This is a genomic window from Prochlorococcus marinus XMU1404, from assembly GCF_017696175.1.
GTDB lineage: Bacteria > Cyanobacteriota > Cyanobacteriia > PCC-6307 > Cyanobiaceae > Prochlorococcus_A > Prochlorococcus_A marinus_X.
Window position 1 is genome coordinate 486,513 of sequence record NZ_JAAORE010000001.1, and the last position, 21,091, is coordinate 507,603.

The following is a 21,091-nucleotide window of genomic DNA, read 5'->3' on the forward strand; positions in this document are numbered from 1 at the left end:
TTAGGCGACTATCATTGTACCTATTCCGGAATTTGTGAAAATCTCAAGAAGTAATGAATGTTCTATTCTTCCATCAATTATATGAGCTGCTTTGACTCCTTGTGCTAAAGCTCGTATGCAGCATTCTGTCTTTGGAATCATCCCTTCAGTAACAATTTTTTTATCAATAAAATCTCTTGCCTCTTTAAGATTAGTTTTTTCAACGAGAGTATTTTTGTTATCTTTTTCTTTTAAAATCCCTTGAGTATCAGTAAGAAGAATAAGTTTTTCTGCATTTATTGCAGCAGCAATTTCTCCAGCGACAAAATCTGCATTAATGTTATGGGAAATACCCTCCAAGGTCGATCCAATACTAGAAATAATTGGGATATATCCTTTAGAAATAAGAGGATCTAATATTTCAGGATTGATTTTTGTAACTTCTCCCACTAACCCATGGCTCCCATCTCCTAGTTCTCTAGATTGAATTAAGTTACCATCAAGACCTGATATTCCCACAGCTAAGGAACCAGTTTTATTAATGCCTTTGACAATTTGTTTGTTAACTCTACCCATTAGAACCATCTCGACAATTTCCATTGTTTTTTGATCAGTAATTCTTAATCCATTTTCGAATTTAGGGGATATTTCTAATTTCTTTAACCAATTATTAATCTCGGGTCCACCTCCATGAATTACGATCGGACAAACCCCAACGGTTGATAAAAGTGCTATGTCTCTAAAAAAAGCATTTTTTAAATCATCATCCTCCATAACAGAACCACCATACTTGATAACAATTTTTCTACCAGAGAAACTTTGTATATATGGAAGTGCTTCGCTTAATATTGATACTCTTTGAGAATCATTCATTATTAAAATACATTAAAACTTGATTGAATTGATAAATTAGGTTTTTACAAATATATCCCTATATTCAATAAAAGAGAATAAAATCAAATTCTTTTTTATTATCGTCGATAATAAATTCTGATTCAAGACCTTTGACGAAAAACCTGTTTAACCTTTCTTGTTTTTCAATCCATTTTTCTAGAGGGACAGCGTTTAATTCGAAACGCATTCTGAGACCATTTTTTTCTTCCTTTGTAATTTCTTCTATTTCTTTTAATTGAGGGGGGTTATCCTCGTCCCATAAATTTAAAGATTCTAATGACGATTCAAGATGAGCTTTTATCCCATACCTCCATCTTGTGACATCTTTAACTAATGCTGTTAATTCTTTTGGCCTATTAAATTTATTTGTCGCAAAATTTGTCTTATCTAACAACTCTACAGGAGGTATTTCGGAAGTCTTTAAACCTAATCCAATTAGAAAAATAGGTACTCCATAAAAAAAAGTAGGTACACTTAAATTCACTGAGTCTGTAAAATAAGCAGTCATTCCAACAAAAGCTAATACACCCCCAGCGGTTACGATTAAGTTTCCAGGCGATAAGTATTTCTTCATTTTGATTTAGTAGAATGAGTTTTAAAAGGGCTAATAAGTATTATGCAAGATCCTAATACTGCAAATCAAGGAGATTTAATTTTTAAACTTGATCAAGATAGAGCATGGCTACTAGAAAATCTTGATAAGGGTAAATGGCCAGAAATCAGAAGCGAACTTGCCGCGCTTGAAAGAAAAATAAGCAAATTAATTATAAGTGTTCAAGAAAATAACGTTGATATCTGATTTAAAAAGGTATTTCATCAACTTCAGGTACTAAAGGTGAACTATCCCAACTAGATTTTTTAGTGGTTTCTTTATTTTCAAATGACTCATTATTTTGTTTTTGATCAGACTTAATAACGTCAACTGGTGATATTTGATGAATCTTTGAAGCTGTTAGTTCTGGTTGCTTTTCTTTTGTTCCGTCTTTTCTTGTGACAGAATTCATCTTTAGACGTCCTTCAATAACAATATTTTGCCCCTCCTTTAGTTCGTCTACCATTTCTTGGGCAATATTTCCCCATCCTATGATCTTGAGATCTCTGGTTGGATCTTCACTACGTAATCCTTTAAAATTAACAATCATTTCTGCAATTGGAGTTTGGTTCTCTTTGGTATACCTCATTTGGGGAGCGCTATTAATTACCGCCTGAATTAAACAATGATTCATTACTTACTATTTAATTAAAGACATACTGATGCAGAATCAAGAAAATTGCTATAAAAATGTTTGGATCCTATCAGGAACTTCGGATGGACCTGAAATAGCTAATAGGCTTCTTGAACTTAAGTATTCAGTTTTTGCAAGTGTTTTGACTTATAAAGCAGGGCAAGCATATATTGAAAATCCTAAGTTACATATCATTACGGGTAAATTAAATAATAAAGATGAAATAATAAATTTCATAAAAAAAAATAAAATCAAATTCGTTGTTGATGCAACTCATCCTTTTGCAGTGATAATTTCTAAAAATCTTAATGAAGCTTGTAAGGAAATTAATAAACCTCTCTTACTTTTTGAGAGAAATTCTTTAATAAATAACACTAATAATTTTTTTCATATTGATAATTTAAAGGATATAAATAATGTTGATCTAGAAAACAAGAACATTCTTCTGGCAATAGGTTCAAGATTCCTTAGCGATACAGCTAATTATTATATGAATTGTAAAGCGAATGTATTTACAAGGGTACTTCCAACTTACGAAGGTATAACCAAAGCTTTTGGATCATGTATAAAAAATTCAAATATAGCGATCCTCCAACCAAGTAGAGGTGAAAACAGCATTCTAGAAAAAAAACTCTGTGAATTTTGGGGGATAGATTATGTTCTATGCAGAGAATCTGGAAGTTATTCCCAGAAAAACTGGGAAAGAACTATTTCTGGTAGTACGATGAAGTTATTTTTGGTAAAAAGGCCAAAATTAGTAAATGACAATTCTTACTCTTTCAATCAATACCAGGATTTGATAAATCACATAATTAAAACAAATATTGATGTTTAATTCATTATGGAAATATTAGTTATTATCGCGACTGAATCAAGTAAAACAAATGCTGTGCGTATGGCTAAATTACTCATAAAAGAAAAACTTGCAGCTTGTGTTTCAATTAAGCAAATTTTTTCAGTTTATGAGTGGGATGGTGATATTCAAGAAACTAAAGAGTTTGAAATTACAATAAAAAGTAAACCAGAATTTAAAGATGATTTAATTGATTTTTTACATAAAATTTCCACATATGATGTCCCACAAATTATTTATAAAAAATACCATGCTGAGATTAAATATTATGATTGGCTGAATAAGACTATTTGATAAAACTTATTTTATTAGTTCTTTGAGATCAATATTCGATCGAGATCCTAATTGTGTAATTATTTGTCCAGCACAAATTGAACCTATCTCTCCGCATTTTTTGAGGGAATAATTATTTATTAATCCATGTATAAATCCTCCGGCATAAATATCTCCTGCTCCTGTAGTATCAATAACCTTCCCTTTAATGATTGACTTAATTACTTCTGATTTGTTTTTGTTAATTATTAGAGAACCATCGCTACCTAGAGTTACTACAACTAATTCACATAGGGAAGAGAGGTCTTCCTGGCAATTTGCCAATTGATCCTTTTCAAATAGACTTAAAACCTCAGATTCATTACAAAAAACTATGTCTACATAGTTATCAATTAATTCCAAGAAGCTCTCTCGATGTCTATCTATACAAAACGAATCAGACAAAGAAAGGATTATTTTTGTATTTGATAGTTTTGCAATTTGAGCAGCTTTAAGAAAAGCATTTTTAGCTAATACGCTATCCCATAAATAACCTTCTAAATATAAGTATTTACTTTCTTTGATCAAACTACAATCAATGTCTTTTGGTTCAAACTCTATTGATGCGCCAAGGTAAGTGCACATAGTTCTTTGAGCATCTGGTGTAATCAAAATAATTGAATGAGCGGTTGAGGCCCCTTCATTAATGGGTGGAGTATTAAATATAGTTTTACTTTTTTTTATATCAGAAGAAAAGAAATTACCAAATTGATCATTTTTCACCCTCCCAATAAACTGCACATCATTACCTAACCCTGCTAAACATACAACGGTGTTAGCTGAGGACCCACCTGATATTTGTTTGATAACCTGGCAATTCTTTAACAATTTCTGAGATTCATCAGAATTAATAAGATTCATTGATCCTTTCTCTAAATTATTTATCTCAAGAAATTCATCTTCAATATTTACAATAATATCAACTATTGCATTGCCTAGACCAATGAGGTCAACTCTTTGATTTTGTTCAAGATGTCTAAAGGATTCCCGCATTAGTTTTTAAATAAACTACCTTAGAAGAGCTCTTTTGGGTCCATGAATTGGGTCCTCAATTACTATTGTTTGATCTCTGTTAGCCCCTAATGAGACGATGGCAATAGGGACCTCCATTAGTTCGGCTAAAAATCTTAGGTAATTCATTGCATTTTGAGGGAGGTCAGATAGTTTTCTGCAATTTGCTGTTGAACATTGCCAACCTTTTAATTTTTTGAAGATTGGCTTACATTTTTTTAAATCATCTGAATTAGTAGGAAAGTAATCTATTTCCTCTCCCTCCAGATCATAAGCAATGCAAACTTCAATTTCGTCTAATTCATCTAATACATCTAGTTTTGTAATAGCTAAACAATCAAGACCATTTACAGATACGGAATATTTACCAATAACTCCATCAAACCACCCACACCTCCTTCTTCTCCCAGTAGTGGTTCCAAATTCACTGCCTCGATCGCAGAGTTGATCATTAATACTTCCCTGTAATTCTGTTGGAAATGGACCTTCCCCCACTCTTGTGGTGTATGCTTTCGCAACTCCTATGACTCTGTCAATTAATGTGGGACCAACTCCAGACCCAATACATGCCCCACCTGATATGGGGTTTGATGAGGTGACAAAAGGGTATGTTCCATGATCCAAGTCAAGCAAAGTACCTTGGGCACCTTCGAATAGAATGTTCTTTTTATTCTTTGAGGCTGCATGAATAGTTCTCGTGCAGTCAACCACATGCTTAGATAATCTTTCTCCATAGTTGAGATATTCTCTAACAATGTCATCTTTTTTGAGTGGTTCGATACCATAGATTTTTTCTAAAAGTCCGTTTTTTTCTCTTAATGGAACTTCTATCACGTCAATTAACCTTTCCTTGCTGAGTAGATCTCTTACTCTAATACCATTCCTTTGAGATTTATCCGCATAAGTTGGACCAATCCCCCGGCCAGTTGTCCCAATTTTATTTGTACCTCTATCAGCTTCCATGGCTTCATCTAATATTCGGTGATAAGGCATTGTTACATGTGATGTTGATGATATTTTTAATCCTGAGATGTCAATTCCATTTTCAATTAACATATCGATTTCTTTTAGTAAGATTTTTGGATCTACAACTGTCCCTGATCCAATCAAACAAGTAGTATTTTTATAAAGTATCCCTGAAGGAATTAAATGTAATTTCAAGACTTTATCATCTACGACTATAGTATGCCCTGCATTTACACCACCTTGATAGCGAACGACAACATCAGCCGAGCGACTAAGCAAATCGGTTATTTTACCTTTTCCTTCGTCACCCCATTGGGCTCCGATTACAACAACATTGGCCAATTTTAGTAGAGCATTATTTTTGTGCGAATATTTAATATATTCAAAAATCTTTGTTTACTTTTAAAAAGTAAATGAATTGTATCAACTTTCTCTAAGAACCATTTTTTCAGCAAGAGAAAATTCTTTTGTTAAACGCTCTTTAAGTTTATCCGGTAAAGGCCTACTTGCAAAGTTTTTGTAATGGCCTGCCATGGCATTTAATGCTGTTTGCATGGTAGTAAATGATTGGGTTTTATTTACCATTCCTCTATTTCTGTATCTAGAAATATAGTCAGTTATTAAGGTAAGAGCTTCACTTCTAACTTCATCTTTATTTGGAGAATCTTTTGGTGTATCAACAGCTGTTTGTAATGTTTGGACCACCGAAATCGTATCCTTTGTATAATCACCTGTCATTGAGGTTTTTACAGCTAAAGAGGGGGAGCTAAATAGTGTAAAAACAATAATTAAGGATATTGAAAAAGATATAGCTTTAGTAAGATTTTTTAAAAAATTTTTTGTTGTCCAATTCAGTAACATAACTTAGCTCCCAAAAAAATAAGCCTTAAGATTTTTTATTGTACATTATTTTTGATTCGGAAATAAATGTTTCCAATAATTTATCAGTACTAATTTTAAACTTAGTATTATTTGTTCTGCACAAAAGTTCTACTTCTTTATTAACAGAATCTCTGCCAATAATTATCTGAAAAGGAATTCCAATTAATTCAGCATCTTTAAATTTCACGCCAGCTCTATCGTTTCTATCATCAAGAAGCACATCAATTTTATTAATTATAAAGTTGTTATAGATTTGCTCAGTAAGGTCATTTTGAATAGGATCTTTTAGGTTTGTTGGAATAATAATAACTTCAAAAGGAGAAATCTGGATAGGCCAACAAATTCCCTTTTGATCATGATTCTGTTCGATAGCAGCTTGAGCTATTCTTGTCACTCCAATTCCATAACAACCCATCCATAAATTTTTTAGTTGACCATCCTTATCAGAGAACTTTGCATTTAATTTTTCACTATATTTTTGACCTAGTTGGAAAATATGTCCAATCTCGATACCTTTTTTTTCTTTAAGTTCCTCATTATTATAAATACTTACTTTATCTCCTTTTTTTGCATTCCTAATATCCCCAATTAGATAATCTTTCGAAGCAAAAGAAAAATCTCGAAAAACTCTATGGAAATTAACTTTATTCCCTCCACTTATAAATTTTGAGAGGCTACTTGCAGAATGGTCTATTATTCTAGTCCATTTTTTATCCCAAGTAGAACTAGCTTTAATAGTTTTATTATCTAAATCCGGCCCTATAAAACCTAAGGAAAAATCAACTAGATTTTTTTCGATAGTATTTTTATCTTCAATCTTTTTAAGATTAAGGAGATTGAGATTATGAAGTTTATTTATTAAGTTAAAAAGCTTTACTTCATTAATATGTTGATCGCCTCTTATGCATGCAAGAATTGGGACCTCAAATTTACCTTCGAACTGTGCAAGGAATACTACTACTTTAATAATCTGAGTAGGTTCTAAATTGTTATTAGCGCAAACTTCTAGGATTGTTTTTTGTTGAGGTGTTTCTAACCACCCTAAAATATTATCTTTTAGTGGAATAGGTTGAGAGGGAAGAGAAACAGCTTTTTCAATATTTGCAGCATAAGAACCACTTTGAGTAAACAAAATGGAATCTTCCCCCGCATCAGCAGTGACCATAAATTCTTTAGAGGAGGCACCGCCTATTGCTCCGCTATCAGCTTCAACCCCTACTGTCTCAAGTCCACAAGATTTAAAAATATTTTCATAAGCATTGCCTACTTTTTCATAGAAAGAAGCAAGATCGTTTTCTGAAGAATGAAAAGAATAACCATCTTTCATTATAAATTCTCTACTTCTCATCAATCCAAACCTTGGCCTTATTTCATCTCTAAATTTTGTCTGAATTTGATAGAAACATAGAGGTAATTGCTTATAGGAGTTGATAGTCTCAGATGCAATACTCGTAATAACCTCTTCGTGAGTTGGAGCTAAACCAAATTCTTTACCTTGTCTATCTTTGAGATTAAACATTATTCCTTCCCCAGCAGTATATCCTTCCCACCTTTCACTTTTTTTCCATAAATCTGCAGGATGAAGTTGGGGTAATAATAATTTTGTACAACCAATACTATTAAGTTCTCTCTCTATTATTGCGGATATTTTTTCAATAACTCTAAGCATTATTGGCATGTATGCATAAATACCGCTGTTAACTCTACGAATATACCCAGCTTTTAAAAGTAATTGATGTGAAATAATCTCAGCTTCAGAAGGTGTGTCACGAAGTGTCCCCAGAGGAAATGAGGTTGTTACGCGCATACAAAAAAATCCTTAATAATATTTAATTTTATCAATTAAGATAAAAAAAGAATCTAAAGTGTCTTGAGTCCCTCAACGCGGCTAGTCTAAAAATATACTTTCTGCTAACTTCTTCAGTAATGAATTTCAAAATCTTTTAAAAGTTCATTATTACTAAACATTTTCTTAAGTTTATGGAAAATATAGATTCCAATATTTCTAGCGAAGAGGAATTAGTAGGTATTGATGAAGTTCAGAAATTCCTTAACAGATCAAGAGCTTCTGTCTATAGGTATACAAATACAGATTTAAGAAATCTAAACCCTAGCTTTAATCCAAGAAAATTAAATCCCGAATTTAGAACTGATCAAAAAGATCCTTTAAAATTCCATCCCAATGAAGTTGCTAGATTTGCAAAAGATATTTTAAGAATTAAGGAAGTCACTGTGGAGGTCTTCAATACACCTTCCTCCGCTGCCCAAAATATTCTGGTACAAATATTGGACGAACTAAAATCTATTAGGTCTTTGCTAGAAAAAGAGTAATTAAAAAGCTAATAATTAATGTTTTGATTTATTGACATTTTGAATGTAGGATAATGATGTTAAATTATCTCCTTAATCTTTCCCAATTAAGAGTTCTTGAGTTACACGAAATCAAAGCAGTTTATTCAAAGTAAATCAAGCGAAGTATCTTCTCTTCGTTCTGCTCGAATTGATTTCGAAAGAGATGATGATGACCCCTTAAGCATAAGGAGTTTATCAATAACATCTTTAGGTATTATTCTTGCCTTTTTGACAATTTTATTACCTTCAATAAGCATTTTAATTGGCAGACCTTTGTCTCAAGGAAAAGAGATAATTCATAATCACGATCTTAAAAAAGATGGACCTTAGCTCAATACCTCCATCTCCAATGAAGGGAATAGTAAATATTGTTGTTGAAATACCTGCAGGGAGTAGGAATAAATATGAATATTGCTCTGATGCAGGAATAATGGCCTTAGATAGAGTATTGCATTCTTCAGTGAGGTACCCTTTTGATTATGGTTTTATCCCAAATACCCTTGCTGACGATGGAGCTCCTCTTGATGCAATGGTGATAATGGATGAGCCTACTTTTGCTGGTTGTCTAATAAAAGCGAGACCTATTGGGGTTTTGGATATGCATGATTGTGGTGCATATGATGGAAAACTTTTATGTGTGCCTATTGCTAATCCTAGGCAGGCTAATATATTGAGTATTAATCAAATTGCTCCTAATCAGCTTGAGGATGTTGCTGAATTTTTTAGAACAAGTAAAGGACTTGATGGAAGAGCAGTTCAAATTGATGGCTGGAGAGATTTTGATGTGGTCGACAATTTGTTGAAAAATTGCACTCCCCTAAAAAAGAAAAACTTTAAAGTACTTAAGAAATCAAACATTAGTAAATTAAATTGAAAAAAATAATTTTTTATAGTTATTTAAAATGCTCTACTTGCCGAAAAGCTGCAAAGTGGCTTGAAAGCAAAGATTTCGAATTCCAATTAATAGATATTGTAAAAGAACCACCACTTGTTAATTATTTAAATCTAGCCTTGGAACAATACTCTTATGATAAGAAAAGGATTTTTAATACAAGAGGTAAAGCCTTCAAAACACATAATCTTGATATTTACAGTTTATCAAGGGAAGAAATTATTCAACTTCTTTTAAGTGACGGCAAATTAATAAAAAGACCATTTTTGATTTACGAAGGAAAAAAAGTAATATTAGGTTTTAACGAAATTGAATATGCCAAACAATTTATTTAAGTTTAAAAAATCAAAAATTTATTAATTTTATGCCTGCTTCTATTAAAAGTTTTTTAAAAGAATGGGGTCTACTAATCCTGTTAACTTTTTTTGTTTCTTCTTGTAGATCATTTTTCGCAGAACCTCGATATATTCCCTCTGGTTCAATGCTCCCAGAATTACAAATAAACGATAGGTTAATTATAGAAAAATTTTCGCTAAGAAACTCTTTACCAAAAAGAGGAGATATTGTTGTCTTTAACTCACCTTACTCTTTTGACGAAAAATTAATTGCATCAAGATTTAAGCCTTTACCAAAAAAAAGATATTGTTTTTTAATGAGTTTCCCTCCGATGTCATTTATTCCTGGTTTAAGGGATAAAGCTTGCGATGCGTATATTAAAAGAGTGGTGGCACTCCCAGGAGAAATTGTAAGTGTAAACTCTAAAGGTGAATTAATAATAAATAATAAATTAATTCCAGAACCTTATGTCTCTTATAAGTGCTCATTATCTCTCTTTACTAAATGTGGCAAATTTGAAAATTTAAAAGTTCCAAAAGATCATTTTTTAGTTTTAGGCGATAATAGGTCAAATAGCTGGGATGGTAGATATTGGCCTGGAAGTAAATTTCTTCATAAAAAGGAGATAATTGGTAAAGCATATTTCAGATTTTGGCCTCTTAGTCAAGTTGGCTTTTTCAATAATTAAAACATTTTTTCAGAGTCTGAATTCATCAAAATAAATTTTTAAAAAGGGTTTTAAATTAAAGTGCTCCTGAAGCAGTTGAATCAATTATTCCTCCTAGATGTGTTGTAATATTAAGAGCGCTAATCACAGGGGACTTATTGTGATCATTAAAAAGGTCAATTATAGTTATACCGCCATTACCTTGTTTTATCATCCAAATATTTGAATAATTAATCCCAAGGATATTGCAAACTATAGTTTTATTCACTGCATCATGAGCGACCAGAAGGCTTAGATCATTATCCTTTTGAGATAAACAAATTTTGTCAAAAGCTTCTACGGACCTTTCTGATACATGTTTTATAGATTCACCTTCGGGCATTAATACTTGTTCAGGTTTATCATGCCAATTTTCTAATAAAGCAGGCCACTGTTCTCTGATTTCTGATTCCAGTTTACCCTCCCATAATCCGTGACTAATCTCTACTAGTGCATCTATTTTTTCTATTTTTAAATCTTTGCTATTTTGAAGGATTATTTGTGCAGTCTCATAAGGCCTATGCATTGAACTTGAAAATGCCTTATTGAAAGAAATATTTCTCAAATATTCAAAAGTCTTTCTAGCTTGATCTTTTCCGTTTTCATTTAAAGGGATATCAATTTGGCCTTGGAATCTTCCTTCTTTGTTCCAGTTAGTTTCACCATGTCTTATTAAAAATATTCTAGAATCTCCAATTTTATTTGGAATATTTTTATTCAGATGGGAAGTTTGATTTAAGCATTCAATTTGGGTCGTAAAAGAGTTCTCTTTCCTTGAAATATTGAGTATGGAGAAAGAAGCATTTTCTAATCTTATTTTCCTAAAACCTTGCTTAGGCTTTCCTAATAATAAGAGGATTAAACATCTTAGAATCGCATTATGGCCTACGACTAAAATATTTACATCATCTTTGTCTAGATATATTTTTAAAATATCTTCTAGAAAATTTGTTGCTTGATAAAATAACTCTTGAATTGGTTTATAAGTTTTATTGTCATTTCTTTTTAAGATTAGATTTTCAGGATCATTTTTCCATATAGGGTAAATTTCTGGATATTTTTTTTTAATTTCATCAATTTTTAGACCAGACCATTCACTAAGATCTACCTCTAGCAAATCATTATCGAATTCAATATTTTGTTCTTTATTGAAGTTCTTGATAATTGTTTTTGCCGTCTCTGCTGCTCTAATCAGTGGAGAGGAATAAACTTTATCGAAGTTTATTTTTGATAATGCTTCTCCTGCTTTTCTGGCTTGTTCGTAACCTTCATCAGTTAATAATGAATCATCTGTTCTTCCTTGAATTAATCCTTTCGCATTGAAACTGCTAAGTCCATGCCTAACTAAAACTAATCTAATAGTCATTATATAAATTTGAAAATTAAGATAATTTAATCATCTCATGGCGTGATTAAAATAGATATATAAATATTAGAAACTTCAATGATAACTATGAATAGGTTTCAACAATATAATAAGTTATGATCCTTAAAAATATTTCTAAGACAAAACTCTCTTTAGCTTTTATTTCTATAGTCATAACTTTTTTTGTATGGCAACAAGGCTTAAGAGATAGTCTAAATAGACCATCTGTTTCATTTGATATAAGTCAAAAAGAGCAAGAAATTGCCGAATTATCAATCCAATCAATACCTCTGAATCTTAAAAAATTTTTTATCATAAATGACCCTGTTGATCAAATAAATAAATCTCTCTCTGACACCTCATTTGATGAACTAACAGAAAGAAATAAATTAATTCGAATAATATCTTCAGAATCAAATGATCCTATAGTCTATAAATATTTATCAAAAGATTTAGAAAATAAAGACTTTAAATTACTGATTGATGAGATAGAAAAGATTTCCAATAATAATTCATATAAACCAAATTCTGATAAATTTGATTTATTTAAAGGGGATAGATTTTTATATCACCTTTTAAGTCGGAAATTTGATTTTGACGATAGTGCATTAATAACAAAATCATTTTCAAGCAAAATGTTTTTAAAAATATTAGCCATCAGACTAATGCCACTTTTAATAGTACTTCTTGGTTCAATTCTGGCTTTAAAAATATTATGGACTAACATATCTTCGAAAAAGTTTGGTTGGCAAGAAATTAAATCCTTAGATTTTGAATTAATAGATATGGTTTTATTAATTGCAGGTGGATTTGTTGTTTTAGGAGAAGTGGTATCGCCTTTGTTTTCTATCAGCTTAGTTGAACTTTTTTCTAAAAATATCTCTAACGAATTATCTCAATCCTTAAAAATATTCTTTGGATATCTTTTTATGGCTATTCCTCCATTAGTAATTGTTTATTATCAAATTAAATCTATGAATGGTGAATTTACATTTAAAAAGGATTATTTACAGTTTAATTTCTTGCCAATAAAATATGCAATTATTCAGGGAATTAAAGGTTGGTTAACAATAGTTCCTTTTGTTTTATTAATATCTCTAATTATGAATAGTCTGATCGATAATCAGAATGGTAGTAACCCTTTGCTGGAAATTGTCCTTAATAATAATAATAACTTATCATTTTTCCTATTGTTTGTAACAACAACTCTATTGGCTCCTCTATTTGAAGAGATTATATTCCGTGGTATTTTACTCCCAACTCTTTCAAGAGATTTTGGAGTAATTTCGGGCATCATAGTTTCAGCTTTTATCTTTGCATTAGCTCATTTAAGTTTGGGAGAGATGCCGCCATTATTTGTTCTAGGGATTGGATTAGGAATTACAAGAATTGCTTCAGGGAGTTTGTTCTCTTCAGTTATTATGCATTCTTTATGGAATGGATTGACTTTCTTAAATTTGTTCTTATTGAGGACATAAAGAATTTAATTTTCGACTTGCGAATCAAACAAATAGATGTTTATTTAATTAATAACACTTCTTTTATTTAAAAATAAATCATAAATGAAACCTTATGGGAATCAAATTAATTTGAAAAAAAAAGTTTCATATGAAAGTAAAAAAAATTCCGAAAAAATATCCATACTTAATATCAAATTAATACATCAAATTTTCGACACCATTAATATCTCTCTTTTGGTATTAATTTTCACCTTATTTTTCTTATCTTTTGATAGTCAAAGAAAATGGTCAAATACATATAAAACTTTATCTAAAACAAGAGCTAATAATAATAATCTCATTGATTATATTTCTAAAATTGAGGAGTTTTACATTATTGAACTTGAGTCTCTCAATATTTATAGAAAAACTAAACCAAAAGATTTAATATATTTAGATAAACTTGCAGAAAAAAAAGAAAGTGTATTTAAGAAAAATTTAAGTAGTTTCATTAAAGGTTTTAGAGATAGCAAATACCAAAGAGGATATTGATGAAAAAATACAAAAAAATTGTTCATCTAAAACCCCTTGACCAAAGAAGATTTAAATTTCTCTATATTTTTAGCTTACTATTAATATTTAGTCTAATTGGTAGGTTAGTTAAATTGCAAGTCTTTAACGCCTCTGATTTGCAAAGGAAAGCTAGATTAATACAGTCTTCTAAAACTAACTCCTTAAAAAAAAGGAGATCAATTGTTGATAGAAATAATAGACTAATTGCTTACGATAAACCGCTATATAAATTGTGGGCCCATCCAAAATATTTTAATTTTCCTGGTGATTCAATTAACAGAGTTCGCAGTATTGAAGAAGTTACAGAAAAATTGTCATCTATCTTGGATATTAATGATGAAATACTCTTGAGGAAATTTAATAATAAAATGAGTGGTATCATGATTTTGGATAAAATTTCCGAAGAAAAGGCAGAAAAAATTAAGAACCTTCAAATAAGCGGACTTGATTTGTTTAAATATTCGCAGAGATATTATCCTCAAGGGGAGCTTTACTCTAATCTTGTAGGCTTTGTTAATGATGAGAATAAAGGTTCAGCAGGTTTGGAGCTTCATTTAGATAATAAAATTAAAGTTTTTAATAAAAGTAATTTAATAAAGAGAGGAGGAGATGGAACTCCTCTACCGGATAATTCAGCCCCAGGTGATTTTATTTCTGATTACAAAAGTTTAGGCCTAACTTTAGATTCAAAATTACAGAAAGCGTCATTCAATGCTTTATTAAAGCAAGTAAGTAAATGGAGAGCAAAGAAGGGATTTGCCATAGTTATGAATGTTAATAATGGTCGGATTCTCTCTTTGGTTACAGTTCCGTCATATGATCCAAATAAATTTTGGCAGTATGATTCTGAACTCTTTAGGGGTTGGTATTCTCAAGATTTATTTGAGCCTGGTTCAACTTTTAAACCTATTAATCTTGCCTTAGCTTTAGAAGAAAAAGTAATCCAGAAAGATGGATTAGTTGAAGATATTGGAAAGATTAATGTTGGAGGATGGACACTTACTAATTGGGATAAAAAAGGTAATGGATACATTGACTATCCAAAAGTTTTGCAAGTTTCAAGTAATGTTGGGATGGTAAAAATAATGCAAAATTTAGACCCCACAATTTATTGGAATCGGCTAAAAAATTTAGGTATAAATAAAAATTTAGAGACTGACTTATTTGAATCAACTGCTGGCCAACTAAAGAGAAAAGATTTATTCGTAAATCAATCAATTGAGCCTGCCGTAACTTCTTTTGGTAAAGGTTTCTCGATCTCACCGCTTAAATTGGTTCAACTTCATGCGGCTCTAGCAAATGGGGGTTTTGAAGTGACTCCTCATGTAACCTCAACTCACAAAGAAAGATTTAATAAAAATCCAAAAAAACAATTTTTTTCACAGGAGGTTTCTAAAACTGTTCTGGAATGGATGGAGAGCGTAGTTGATAAAGGTAGTGGATATGGAGCAAAAATCGAGGGTTATAGGATAGCCGGGAAAACGGGCACTTCTCAAAAAGCCTTAAATGGTTCGTATACAAGCAAGAAAGTTTGTAGTTTTGTCGCGACCTTACCAGTTAATGATCCAAAGTATGTTGTCCTAGTAGTCATTGATGAGCCATCTAAATCATATGCATATGGTTCAACTGTTGCGGTACCAGTCGCTAAAGAAATTATGGAGAGTTTGATAGTAATTGAAAAAATACCTCCTAAGATTAAAGATCAAAGAATGATTGTTAAAAAACCCTAAAATTTTCCAATTTTATAAATATTTAGTTCATTATCTGATGATTTCACCAGAAATAAAAGCTAGTTTATGTATATATGCTCATCTAGATATGAAATCAATTTTAGAACAATTATCCTCAATGACCATTGTTGTTGCTGATACTGGAGATTTGGATTCGATAAAGAAATTTCAGCCAAGGGACGCCACTACCAACCCATCGCTAATACTTGCTGCTGCCAAGAACCCTGATTATGTGAAATTAATTGATAAAGCTTTAGAAAGTTCAGAAAATGCATTGACTCAAGGATTCTCTGAAATTGAATTAATTAAAGAAACTATTGACCAAGTTTCAGTATTTTTTGGAAAAGAAATATTGAAAATTATTTCAGGGCGCGTATCTACAGAAGTTGATGCAAGACTTAGCTTTGACACTGAAGCTACGGTAGAAAAAGCGAGAAAATTGATCAGTCTTTACAAAAATTTTGGAATTGAAAAGGAAAGAGTTTTGATTAAGATTGCCGCAACTTGGGAGGGAATTAAGGCAGCTGAAATTTTGGAAAAAGAGGGTATTAAGTGCAACTTAACTTTACTTTTTAACTTCTGCCAAGCGGTAACTTGTGCAAATGCAAAGATAACTCTAATTTCTCCCTTCGTCGGCCGCATATTGGATTGGCATAAAGCAAAAACTGGCAAAACTACTTTTGTTGGTGCTGAAGACCCTGGTGTTATTTCTGTTACACAAATTTATAAGTACTTTAAAGAAAAGGGATTCAAGACAGAAGTAATGGGAGCGAGTTTTAGAAATATTGATGAAATAAAAGAATTAGCAGGTTGCGATCTTTTAACAATAGCACCAAAATTTCTTGAGGAACTAAAAAAAGAAAAAGGAGAGTTAATTAGAAAATTAGATGTAAGTACCCAAATAAACAACTCTATTAACTACAAATTTGAAGAAAAAGATTTCAGATTAAGTATGTTAGAAGATCAAATGGCGAGTGAGAAGCTTAGTGAAGGTATTACTGGATTCAGTAAGGCTATAGAAGAATTGGAAGAGCTGCTACTTAAGAGATATTCAGAAATTAAAAATAATAAATTAATTTCTGCTAACTAAATTTAATTTTGAATTGAAAAAGAATTAAGCACCACTTTTTGTTAAAAGTCTTCTGATAACTCTTTTTGCAATATCTTCATAACTCATTTCTCCTGATAATATTTGAGCAATACGTTTAGGTGCAGTTTTTCTTTTGACACCTAATTGGTATCCAGTTCTGGGAAACCTATAAAATACTTGGGCTATTCTCCTTCCCCAAGCCATTGATTTCCCCCAAAAGTTGTTAATTTTTTTTGTATAAAGATTTAAATCATCTACTTTTCCTGAAAAGTATTGATCTATGTATTCTGCAGCATAAAAACTGCTAATTAAAGATGGTCTAATTCCTTCAGCTAAAAATGGATCACATAGAGATGCTGCATCTCCAACCGCTAAAATTTTGTCACCATTAATTGAGTGGAAGCCATTCCATATTCTCAGTTTTCTACTAATTGTTTTATGAGGAAAATCATCAAAACCAAAGCTTTTGAGAACTTGTTTATTTATCTCCTGATTTTCTAAGAGAGCATTATTTATAAAAGTCCCTAAACCAATATTTAGACTTTCTCTTAGGGGGAATGCCCATGCAAACCCATATTTTATAAATCCAAACTCAAATCTAACTGCATCCTTAGGTATTTCACCTAACCCTTTTAATCTTAATGAGATTGTGTTTGCAAATTTCGGTTTTCTTGGCCCTAAATTGAAATATCCTGCCCATTTGGATTGGGACCCATCTGCAATAACAATAAATTCTGATATATATTTTATTTTGTTATTGCATGAAATTTCCCATTTATCATTTTTTTTTATGATTTTTTCTATCAATAATGGTCTTATTATCTGAACTCCTTTACTTAAGGACTCATCAAGTAATAATTGATCAAGTCTCTCTCTCTTAATAATCCAAAATGGGGACTCACCAGTCAGATCAGCAGTTACATTATCTGCAGCCCTCCATCTGAATTCAACACTCTTAATTTTTGATTCTATAGAATCTTCTATATCTAAAGGAAGAAATCTTTGCATTGAAGATGCCATCCCACCTGCACATGGTTTGTAGTTATTGAATTTTTCTTTTTCAATAATTAAAACAGAATATCCTTTCTTTGATAGGTTAAGAGCGGTGGAAGATCCTGATAAACCTCCACCAATTATTACAACATCAAACTCTATCAAACTTTTAGAATTTCCTTCTCTTTTTCAGATAATTTAGTTTCTATTAAGGCAATATATTTATCAGTAATTTTCTGAATTTCAGATTGATTATCTCTCGATTCGTCAATAGAGATAAGACCATCTTTTTCCTCTTTTTTTTCTTTATCAACTGCATCTCTTCTAATGTTTCTCAAAGCTACTTTTCCTTCCTCCGCATATTTAGAGGCTAATTTACAAAATTCTTTTCTTCTTTCTTCTGTTAAAGGAGGAACATTTATTCTTATTAATTTACCATCATTATTTGGAGTAATACCTAGATCACTCATAGAAATAGATTTCTCAATCGCTTGCAAACATGAAATATCAAACGGTTGTATTGAAATTGTTTGTGAATCAACAGTGCTTATTGTGGCAAGTGATTTGATTGGTGTTTCTGCTCCATAGTACTCAACACTTACTCTATCTAACAAAGAAGCATTAGCTCTGCCAGTCCTAATTGTATTAAAGTTTCTTTGCGTTGCTTCAACACTTTTATTCATATTTTCTTGAATTTCTTGTTCTTTCATAATAAAAAATTTAAATAAGCTTTAACTAATTAATGAACCTATAGGATCCCCAGAAACAGCTTTAGAGATGTTCCCTTTTTTGAATATATCAAATACCATAATAGGGATATTGTTATCTTTGCATAGTGCAATTGCAGTACTATCCATTACTGCGATTTCATCACTAAGAACCTGTTGATAACTAAGAGTAGAATATTTTTTTGCGTCTTTATATTTATTAGGATCACAATTATAAACTCCGTCAACTTTGGTAGCCTTCATAACAACTTCAGCATTTATCTCTGCTGCCCTCAGAGCCGCTGTAGTGTCAGTTGTGAAAAATGGATTTCCGCATCCACCTCCGAAGACTACAACTCTACCTTTTTCAAGGTGTCTCATAGCTCTTCTTCTAATATAGGGTTCTGCAATTTCCTGCATTTCTATTGCAGTTTGAACTCTGGTTGCAACTCCTACTCTTTCTAAACCATCTTGGAGTGAAATAGCATTCATCACTGTTGCGAGCATCCCAACATAATCAGCAGTCGCTCTATCCATGCCATCTGCAGACCCTTTGAGCCCCCTAAAAATATTTCCACCCCCAACAACTATTGCAAGTTGAACATTATTTTCGACTACTTTTGAAACATCCTCTGCAATTGACTGAACTATAGCAGGATCTATACCATAAGGTTTTTCACCCATTAGTGCTTCACCACTAAGTTTTAAGAGAACTCTTTTGTAAGTCATTCAATAATTATACTTTTAAGACCTTAGCAAGTAAATGCACCAAATTTATTTTTTGTTCAGATATTGCTTGCTTCTTTAAACATTTCTAAACCTGCCTAAAGAAAATTTAAGTAATAATTGGTTTCAACTAAAATTCAACACACTTTTGTGCTTTTATTCCTTGTTCTTTAAAAGGATGTCTTATAAGTTTCATTTCTGTAACTAGATCAGCGTAATTTATAATAGAATCAGATGCTCCTCTCCCAGTTAAAACAATATGGTTTTTTCTATTACTTAGGCTTTTTAAAAAAGTGATTATTTCTTCTGAAGCAAGATAACCAAGTTTTGTAGCAATATTAATTTCATCAAGAATTATAAGTTTATAAGATTCGTTCTTTATGTATTTTTTAGCTAGTTGCCATGCTTCTTGAACTAATTTTTCGTCTCTTATTCTATCTTGTGTTTCCCAAGTAAATCCTTCTCCTAATGAGTGCCAAGATATGTTTGAAGACAGATTTTTAAGTGCTTTTTCTTCTCCAGTGGTCCAGCCTCCTTTGATAAATTGAATGATTGCCACTTTATGACCGTGCCCTATCGTCCTTAGAGCCATTCCCAAAGATGCAGTTGTTTTCCCCTTTCCATTCCCTGTAAAAACAATCAATAATCCTTTTTTTGTCTTTCTAATTTGTAGTCTTTCTGCTTGAATTTCTTTTCTTTGCTGCATTCTTTTTTTATATGAACTCTCATCGCTATCTGATGATAGTTTGCCCCCCATACCGATTTTATTTGCTTGATTATCGAGGTTGAATATTTTCTCGGAAGATGAAGGTTTTTTCATATAACTATAATTTTAATTTAATGATTATAAATCTTTAAATATTTTTAGCTCTTTTAACTTTTAATAGTGCATTATTTACTGCCTGTTGCTGATCTCTCTTAGTAATCCAGTGGTGATAAGTTTGAGTATGTAGGCTAACTGAATGCCCCATCATTCTGGCAGCCACAGTATCAGGTAAATCATAAAAAATTGTTCTTACTGCCCAAGCATGTCTTAGATCATACGGTTTTATTTGTAAAGAGTAACGATTGAACTGATTTGTAATTTTTTTTCCAATATTTTGTAAGGTTGTTATTTTAAGGTCTCTATTAATATTTGGAAGTAGTTCTGGATTTTCACCAAGTTTTGATAATTCGAACTTTTCTACCCATTCAGGATGAAATGGCCAAACTTGATGTTCCCCTGTTTTAGTCGTAGGTAAAACTCTAATAATTTTGTCTCCAAAATTTTTAAGGGAACTTAAATCACAAAAAAATACTTCATGATTTCTTAATCCATATGTAGCCATTAATCCAAAAACAAATTTCCAAGATTTGTTTGGTATCGTCTCCCAAAGTTTCTCTATTAACTCGTCTGTGGGTAGATCCCTAAATACTGATTTATGCAGACCATATCCTCTAGAATTTAATTTCCAATCCTCTGGTAGTTTAATGTCCAAAAACTTAGCTAAAACACTTAGAGAAGTAGCACATTGTTTTCTGCTTCTGCTACCTTCATTGTAACTTTCAAGTGTTTTTTGAAATATTTTTTCTAAAGGTTCATTCTCAAAAGAATTATAAATATTTAGGATTCTTTTCATATATGGTTTGTATGAACTTCTCCAAGTAGTTTTTCTTGTGCTGCTTAAAAATTCACTTTTGCTTTCTTTAAAAAAAAATTCCTCAAATTGATTTAATCTATTTGGTAATTCAAAACCATTTTTTATCTGCTTTTTATTAGAGATACCTATCCAATTAATCCACTCAAATTGATTCAATTCCAGTTGTAAATTGATTAACTGTAGTTTTTTTTTGGCTTCCTCTAATCCAGAAATATCAGCCTTTATACCAAGAGATATTCTTTGTATCTTGAAATTATTTTTATCTTCTTTGGAGGGTAATGATCCTCTAATATTTAATTTTTCTCCCCTTTTCTCAATTTTAAGCTTGCTGCCTTTGGTAGCAAATTTATCATTGACATTATTAATTTCCTGAATTACGTTCATTTACTTATATAATTGACCATATCATGACGTTTTT

The 21,091-nt window shown here is 31.4% G+C and carries 25 protein-coding genes; 12 read left to right on the plus strand and 13 right to left on the minus strand.

Annotated elements, in window-relative coordinates; all coding sequences use genetic code 11:
* Window positions 1-852 (minus strand): acetylglutamate kinase, encoded by an 852-nt coding sequence (argB, locus tag HA144_RS02785; RefSeq protein WP_209042223.1) that lies wholly within the window; start codon window positions 850-852, stop codon window positions 1-3.
* A 64-nt stretch (window positions 853-916) separates the two neighbouring features.
* Entirely contained in the window at window positions 917-1,447 is a 531-nt protein-coding gene (locus HA144_RS02790; RefSeq protein ID WP_209042225.1) for a DUF2854 domain-containing protein, read from the minus strand.
* 42 nt (window positions 1,448-1,489) lie between these two features.
* Between HA144_RS02790 and HA144_RS02795 the strand changes: the two genes are divergently transcribed.
* Window positions 1,490-1,672, plus strand: coding sequence for a hypothetical protein (locus HA144_RS02795; protein ID WP_075440528.1), 183 nt, complete (start codon window positions 1,490-1,492; stop codon window positions 1,670-1,672).
* 1 nt (window position 1,673) lies between these two features.
* Here the strand turns inward: HA144_RS02795 and HA144_RS02800 are convergent, their stop codons facing one another.
* A complete protein-coding gene (locus tag HA144_RS02800; protein ID WP_209042227.1) occupies window positions 1,674-2,099 on the minus strand; it encodes a single-stranded DNA-binding protein in 426 nt (141 codons plus the stop codon).
* Between the two features lie 28 nt (window positions 2,100-2,127).
* On the opposite strand from HA144_RS02800, the gene HA144_RS02805 reads away from it, so the two are divergent.
* Together HA144_RS02805 and cutA are read left to right on the plus strand one after the other, a co-directional pair.
* Window positions 2,128-2,934, plus strand: a complete 807-nt coding sequence (locus tag HA144_RS02805) for a precorrin-6A/cobalt-precorrin-6A reductase (RefSeq protein ID WP_209042229.1) — start codon at window positions 2,128-2,130, stop codon at window positions 2,932-2,934.
* 6 nt (window positions 2,935-2,940) lie between these two features.
* A complete protein-coding gene (gene cutA, locus HA144_RS02810; RefSeq protein WP_209042231.1) occupies window positions 2,941-3,246 on the plus strand; it encodes a divalent-cation tolerance protein CutA in 306 nt (101 codons plus the stop codon).
* 6 nt (window positions 3,247-3,252) lie between these two features.
* Here cutA and HA144_RS02815 read toward each other — a convergent pair whose 3' ends face one another.
* From HA144_RS02815 to HA144_RS02830, 4 genes are all read right to left on the minus strand, one after another.
* Window positions 3,253-4,257, minus strand: coding sequence for an adenosine kinase (locus HA144_RS02815; protein WP_209042234.1), 1,005 nt, complete (start codon window positions 4,255-4,257; stop codon window positions 3,253-3,255).
* Window positions 4,258-4,272: 15 nt separating this feature from the next.
* Window positions 4,273-5,583 (minus strand): adenylosuccinate synthase, encoded by a 1,311-nt coding sequence (locus HA144_RS02820; RefSeq protein WP_209042236.1) that lies wholly within the window; start codon window positions 5,581-5,583, stop codon window positions 4,273-4,275.
* An 81-nt stretch (window positions 5,584-5,664) separates the two neighbouring features.
* Complete coding sequence (gene psb27 / locus HA144_RS02825) at window positions 5,665-6,102, minus strand: photosystem II protein Psb27 (RefSeq protein WP_209042238.1); 438 nt, start codon at window positions 6,100-6,102, stop codon at window positions 5,665-5,667.
* Between the two features lie 25 nt (window positions 6,103-6,127).
* The gene (locus HA144_RS02830; RefSeq protein ID WP_209042240.1) at window positions 6,128-7,930 is read right to left on the minus strand and encodes a proline--tRNA ligase; all 1,803 of its coding nucleotides are present in this window, start codon (window positions 7,928-7,930) and stop codon (window positions 6,128-6,130) included.
* 173 nt (window positions 7,931-8,103) lie between these two features.
* Between HA144_RS02830 and HA144_RS02835 the strand changes: the two genes are divergently transcribed.
* The 5 genes from HA144_RS02835 to lepB all read left to right on the plus strand — a co-directional run bounded on the left by HA144_RS02835 (window position 8,104) and on the right by lepB (window position 10,391).
* The gene (locus tag HA144_RS02835; RefSeq protein WP_025914328.1) at window positions 8,104-8,454 is read left to right on the plus strand and encodes a hypothetical protein; all 351 of its coding nucleotides are present in this window, start codon (window positions 8,104-8,106) and stop codon (window positions 8,452-8,454) included.
* A 96-nt stretch (window positions 8,455-8,550) separates the two neighbouring features.
* Window positions 8,551-8,805, plus strand: a complete 255-nt coding sequence (locus HA144_RS02840; protein WP_209042243.1) for a hypothetical protein — start codon at window positions 8,551-8,553, stop codon at window positions 8,803-8,805.
* The gene (locus tag HA144_RS02845; RefSeq protein WP_209042245.1) at window positions 8,795-9,349 is read left to right on the plus strand and encodes an inorganic diphosphatase; all 555 of its coding nucleotides are present in this window, start codon (window positions 8,795-8,797) and stop codon (window positions 9,347-9,349) included. The genes HA144_RS02840 and HA144_RS02845 overlap by 11 nt, the downstream gene beginning before the upstream one ends.
* Window positions 9,346-9,702, plus strand: coding sequence for a Spx/MgsR family RNA polymerase-binding regulatory protein (locus HA144_RS02850; protein ID WP_209042247.1), 357 nt, complete (start codon window positions 9,346-9,348; stop codon window positions 9,700-9,702). Before HA144_RS02845 ends, HA144_RS02850 begins: the two co-directional genes overlap by 4 nt.
* Before the next feature lie 29 nt (window positions 9,703-9,731).
* Entirely contained in the window at window positions 9,732-10,391 is a 660-nt protein-coding gene (lepB, locus tag HA144_RS02855; RefSeq protein ID WP_209042249.1) for a signal peptidase I, read from the plus strand.
* Window positions 10,392-10,446: 55 nt separating this feature from the next.
* On the opposite strand, the gene HA144_RS02860 is transcribed toward lepB, so the two are convergent.
* Complete coding sequence (locus HA144_RS02860) at window positions 10,447-11,775, minus strand: histidine phosphatase family protein (RefSeq protein WP_209042251.1); 1,329 nt, start codon at window positions 11,773-11,775, stop codon at window positions 10,447-10,449.
* A gap of 116 nt (window positions 11,776-11,891) precedes the next feature.
* On the opposite strand from HA144_RS02860, the gene HA144_RS02865 reads away from it, so the two are divergent.
* The 4 genes from HA144_RS02865 to tal all read left to right on the plus strand — a co-directional run bounded on the left by HA144_RS02865 (window position 11,892) and on the right by tal (window position 16,607).
* The gene (locus HA144_RS02865) at window positions 11,892-13,253 is read left to right on the plus strand and encodes a CPBP family intramembrane glutamic endopeptidase (protein WP_209042253.1); all 1,362 of its coding nucleotides are present in this window, start codon (window positions 11,892-11,894) and stop codon (window positions 13,251-13,253) included.
* Between the two features lie 84 nt (window positions 13,254-13,337).
* Window positions 13,338-13,766 (plus strand): hypothetical protein, encoded by a 429-nt coding sequence (locus tag HA144_RS02870; RefSeq protein ID WP_209042255.1) that lies wholly within the window; start codon window positions 13,338-13,340, stop codon window positions 13,764-13,766.
* A complete protein-coding gene (locus tag HA144_RS02875; protein WP_209042257.1) occupies window positions 13,766-15,517 on the plus strand; it encodes a peptidoglycan D,D-transpeptidase FtsI family protein in 1,752 nt (583 codons plus the stop codon). The genes HA144_RS02870 and HA144_RS02875 overlap by 1 nt, the downstream gene beginning before the upstream one ends.
* An 88-nt stretch (window positions 15,518-15,605) precedes the next feature.
* Entirely contained in the window at window positions 15,606-16,607 is a 1,002-nt protein-coding gene (gene tal, locus HA144_RS02880; protein ID WP_209042563.1) for a transaldolase, read from the plus strand.
* Window positions 16,608-16,631: 24 nt separating this feature from the next.
* Here the strand turns inward: tal and HA144_RS02885 are convergent, their stop codons facing one another.
* The 5 genes from HA144_RS02885 to HA144_RS02905 form a co-directional block, all read right to left on the minus strand.
* Window positions 16,632-17,765 (minus strand): NAD(P)/FAD-dependent oxidoreductase, encoded by a 1,134-nt coding sequence (locus HA144_RS02885; RefSeq protein ID WP_209042259.1) that lies wholly within the window; start codon window positions 17,763-17,765, stop codon window positions 16,632-16,634.
* On the minus strand, window positions 17,762-18,310 hold the full coding sequence (gene frr, locus HA144_RS02890; RefSeq protein WP_209042261.1) for a ribosome recycling factor: 549 nt from the start codon (window positions 18,308-18,310) through the stop codon (window positions 17,762-17,764). Before frr ends, HA144_RS02885 begins: the two co-directional genes overlap by 4 nt.
* A 21-nt stretch (window positions 18,311-18,331) precedes the next feature.
* On the minus strand, window positions 18,332-19,036 hold the full coding sequence (gene pyrH, locus HA144_RS02895; RefSeq protein WP_209042263.1) for a UMP kinase: 705 nt from the start codon (window positions 19,034-19,036) through the stop codon (window positions 18,332-18,334).
* A 127-nt stretch (window positions 19,037-19,163) separates the two neighbouring features.
* Complete coding sequence (gene cobO, locus HA144_RS02900) at window positions 19,164-19,853, minus strand: cob(I)yrinic acid a,c-diamide adenosyltransferase (protein ID WP_209042265.1); 690 nt, start codon at window positions 19,851-19,853, stop codon at window positions 19,164-19,166.
* A 34-nt stretch (window positions 19,854-19,887) separates the two neighbouring features.
* Complete coding sequence (locus HA144_RS02905) at window positions 19,888-21,057, minus strand: site-specific integrase (RefSeq protein ID WP_209042267.1); 1,170 nt, start codon at window positions 21,055-21,057, stop codon at window positions 19,888-19,890.
* Window positions 21,058-21,091: the final 34 nt, after the last annotated feature.

Excerpts from the sequence above, each read along its gene's own strand:
- argB (WP_209042223.1), bottom strand. The coding sequence starts at position 852 with ATGAATGATTCTCAAAGAGTATCAATATTAAGCGAAGCACTTCCATAT.
- HA144_RS02790 (WP_209042225.1), bottom strand. The coding sequence starts at position 1,447 with ATGAAGAAATACTTATCGCCTGGAAACTTAATCGTAACCGCTGGGGGT.
- HA144_RS02795 (WP_075440528.1), top strand. The coding sequence starts at position 1,490 with ATGCAAGATCCTAATACTGCAAATCAAGGAGATTTAATTTTTAAACTT.
- HA144_RS02800 (WP_209042227.1), bottom strand. The coding sequence starts at position 2,099 with ATGAATCATTGTTTAATTCAGGCGGTAATTAATAGCGCTCCCCAAATG.
- HA144_RS02805 (WP_209042229.1), top strand. The coding sequence starts at position 2,128 with ATGCAGAATCAAGAAAATTGCTATAAAAATGTTTGGATCCTATCAGGA.
- cutA (WP_209042231.1), top strand. The coding sequence starts at position 2,941 with ATGGAAATATTAGTTATTATCGCGACTGAATCAAGTAAAACAAATGCT.
- HA144_RS02815 (WP_209042234.1), bottom strand. The coding sequence starts at position 4,257 with ATGCGGGAATCCTTTAGACATCTTGAACAAAATCAAAGAGTTGACCTC.
- psb27 (WP_209042238.1), bottom strand. The coding sequence starts at position 6,102 with ATGTTACTGAATTGGACAACAAAAAATTTTTTAAAAAATCTTACTAAA.
- HA144_RS02830 (WP_209042240.1), bottom strand. The coding sequence starts at position 7,930 with ATGCGCGTAACAACCTCATTTCCTCTGGGGACACTTCGTGACACACCT.
- HA144_RS02835 (WP_025914328.1), top strand. The coding sequence starts at position 8,104 with ATGGAAAATATAGATTCCAATATTTCTAGCGAAGAGGAATTAGTAGGT.
- HA144_RS02845 (WP_209042245.1), top strand. The coding sequence starts at position 8,795 with ATGGACCTTAGCTCAATACCTCCATCTCCAATGAAGGGAATAGTAAAT.
- lepB (WP_209042249.1), top strand. The coding sequence starts at position 9,732 with ATGCCTGCTTCTATTAAAAGTTTTTTAAAAGAATGGGGTCTACTAATC.
- HA144_RS02860 (WP_209042251.1), bottom strand. The coding sequence starts at position 11,775 with ATGACTATTAGATTAGTTTTAGTTAGGCATGGACTTAGCAGTTTCAAT.
- HA144_RS02865 (WP_209042253.1), top strand. The coding sequence starts at position 11,892 with ATGATCCTTAAAAATATTTCTAAGACAAAACTCTCTTTAGCTTTTATT.
- HA144_RS02870 (WP_209042255.1), top strand. The coding sequence starts at position 13,338 with ATGAAACCTTATGGGAATCAAATTAATTTGAAAAAAAAAGTTTCATAT.
- HA144_RS02875 (WP_209042257.1), top strand. The coding sequence starts at position 13,766 with ATGAAAAAATACAAAAAAATTGTTCATCTAAAACCCCTTGACCAAAGA.
- tal (WP_209042563.1), top strand. The coding sequence starts at position 15,606 with ATGAAATCAATTTTAGAACAATTATCCTCAATGACCATTGTTGTTGCT.
- frr (WP_209042261.1), bottom strand. The coding sequence starts at position 18,310 with ATGAAAGAACAAGAAATTCAAGAAAATATGAATAAAAGTGTTGAAGCA.
- pyrH (WP_209042263.1), bottom strand. The coding sequence starts at position 19,036 with ATGACTTACAAAAGAGTTCTCTTAAAACTTAGTGGTGAAGCACTAATG.
- cobO (WP_209042265.1), bottom strand. The coding sequence starts at position 19,853 with ATGAAAAAACCTTCATCTTCCGAGAAAATATTCAACCTCGATAATCAA.
- HA144_RS02905 (WP_209042267.1), bottom strand. The coding sequence starts at position 21,057 with ATGAACGTAATTCAGGAAATTAATAATGTCAATGATAAATTTGCTACC.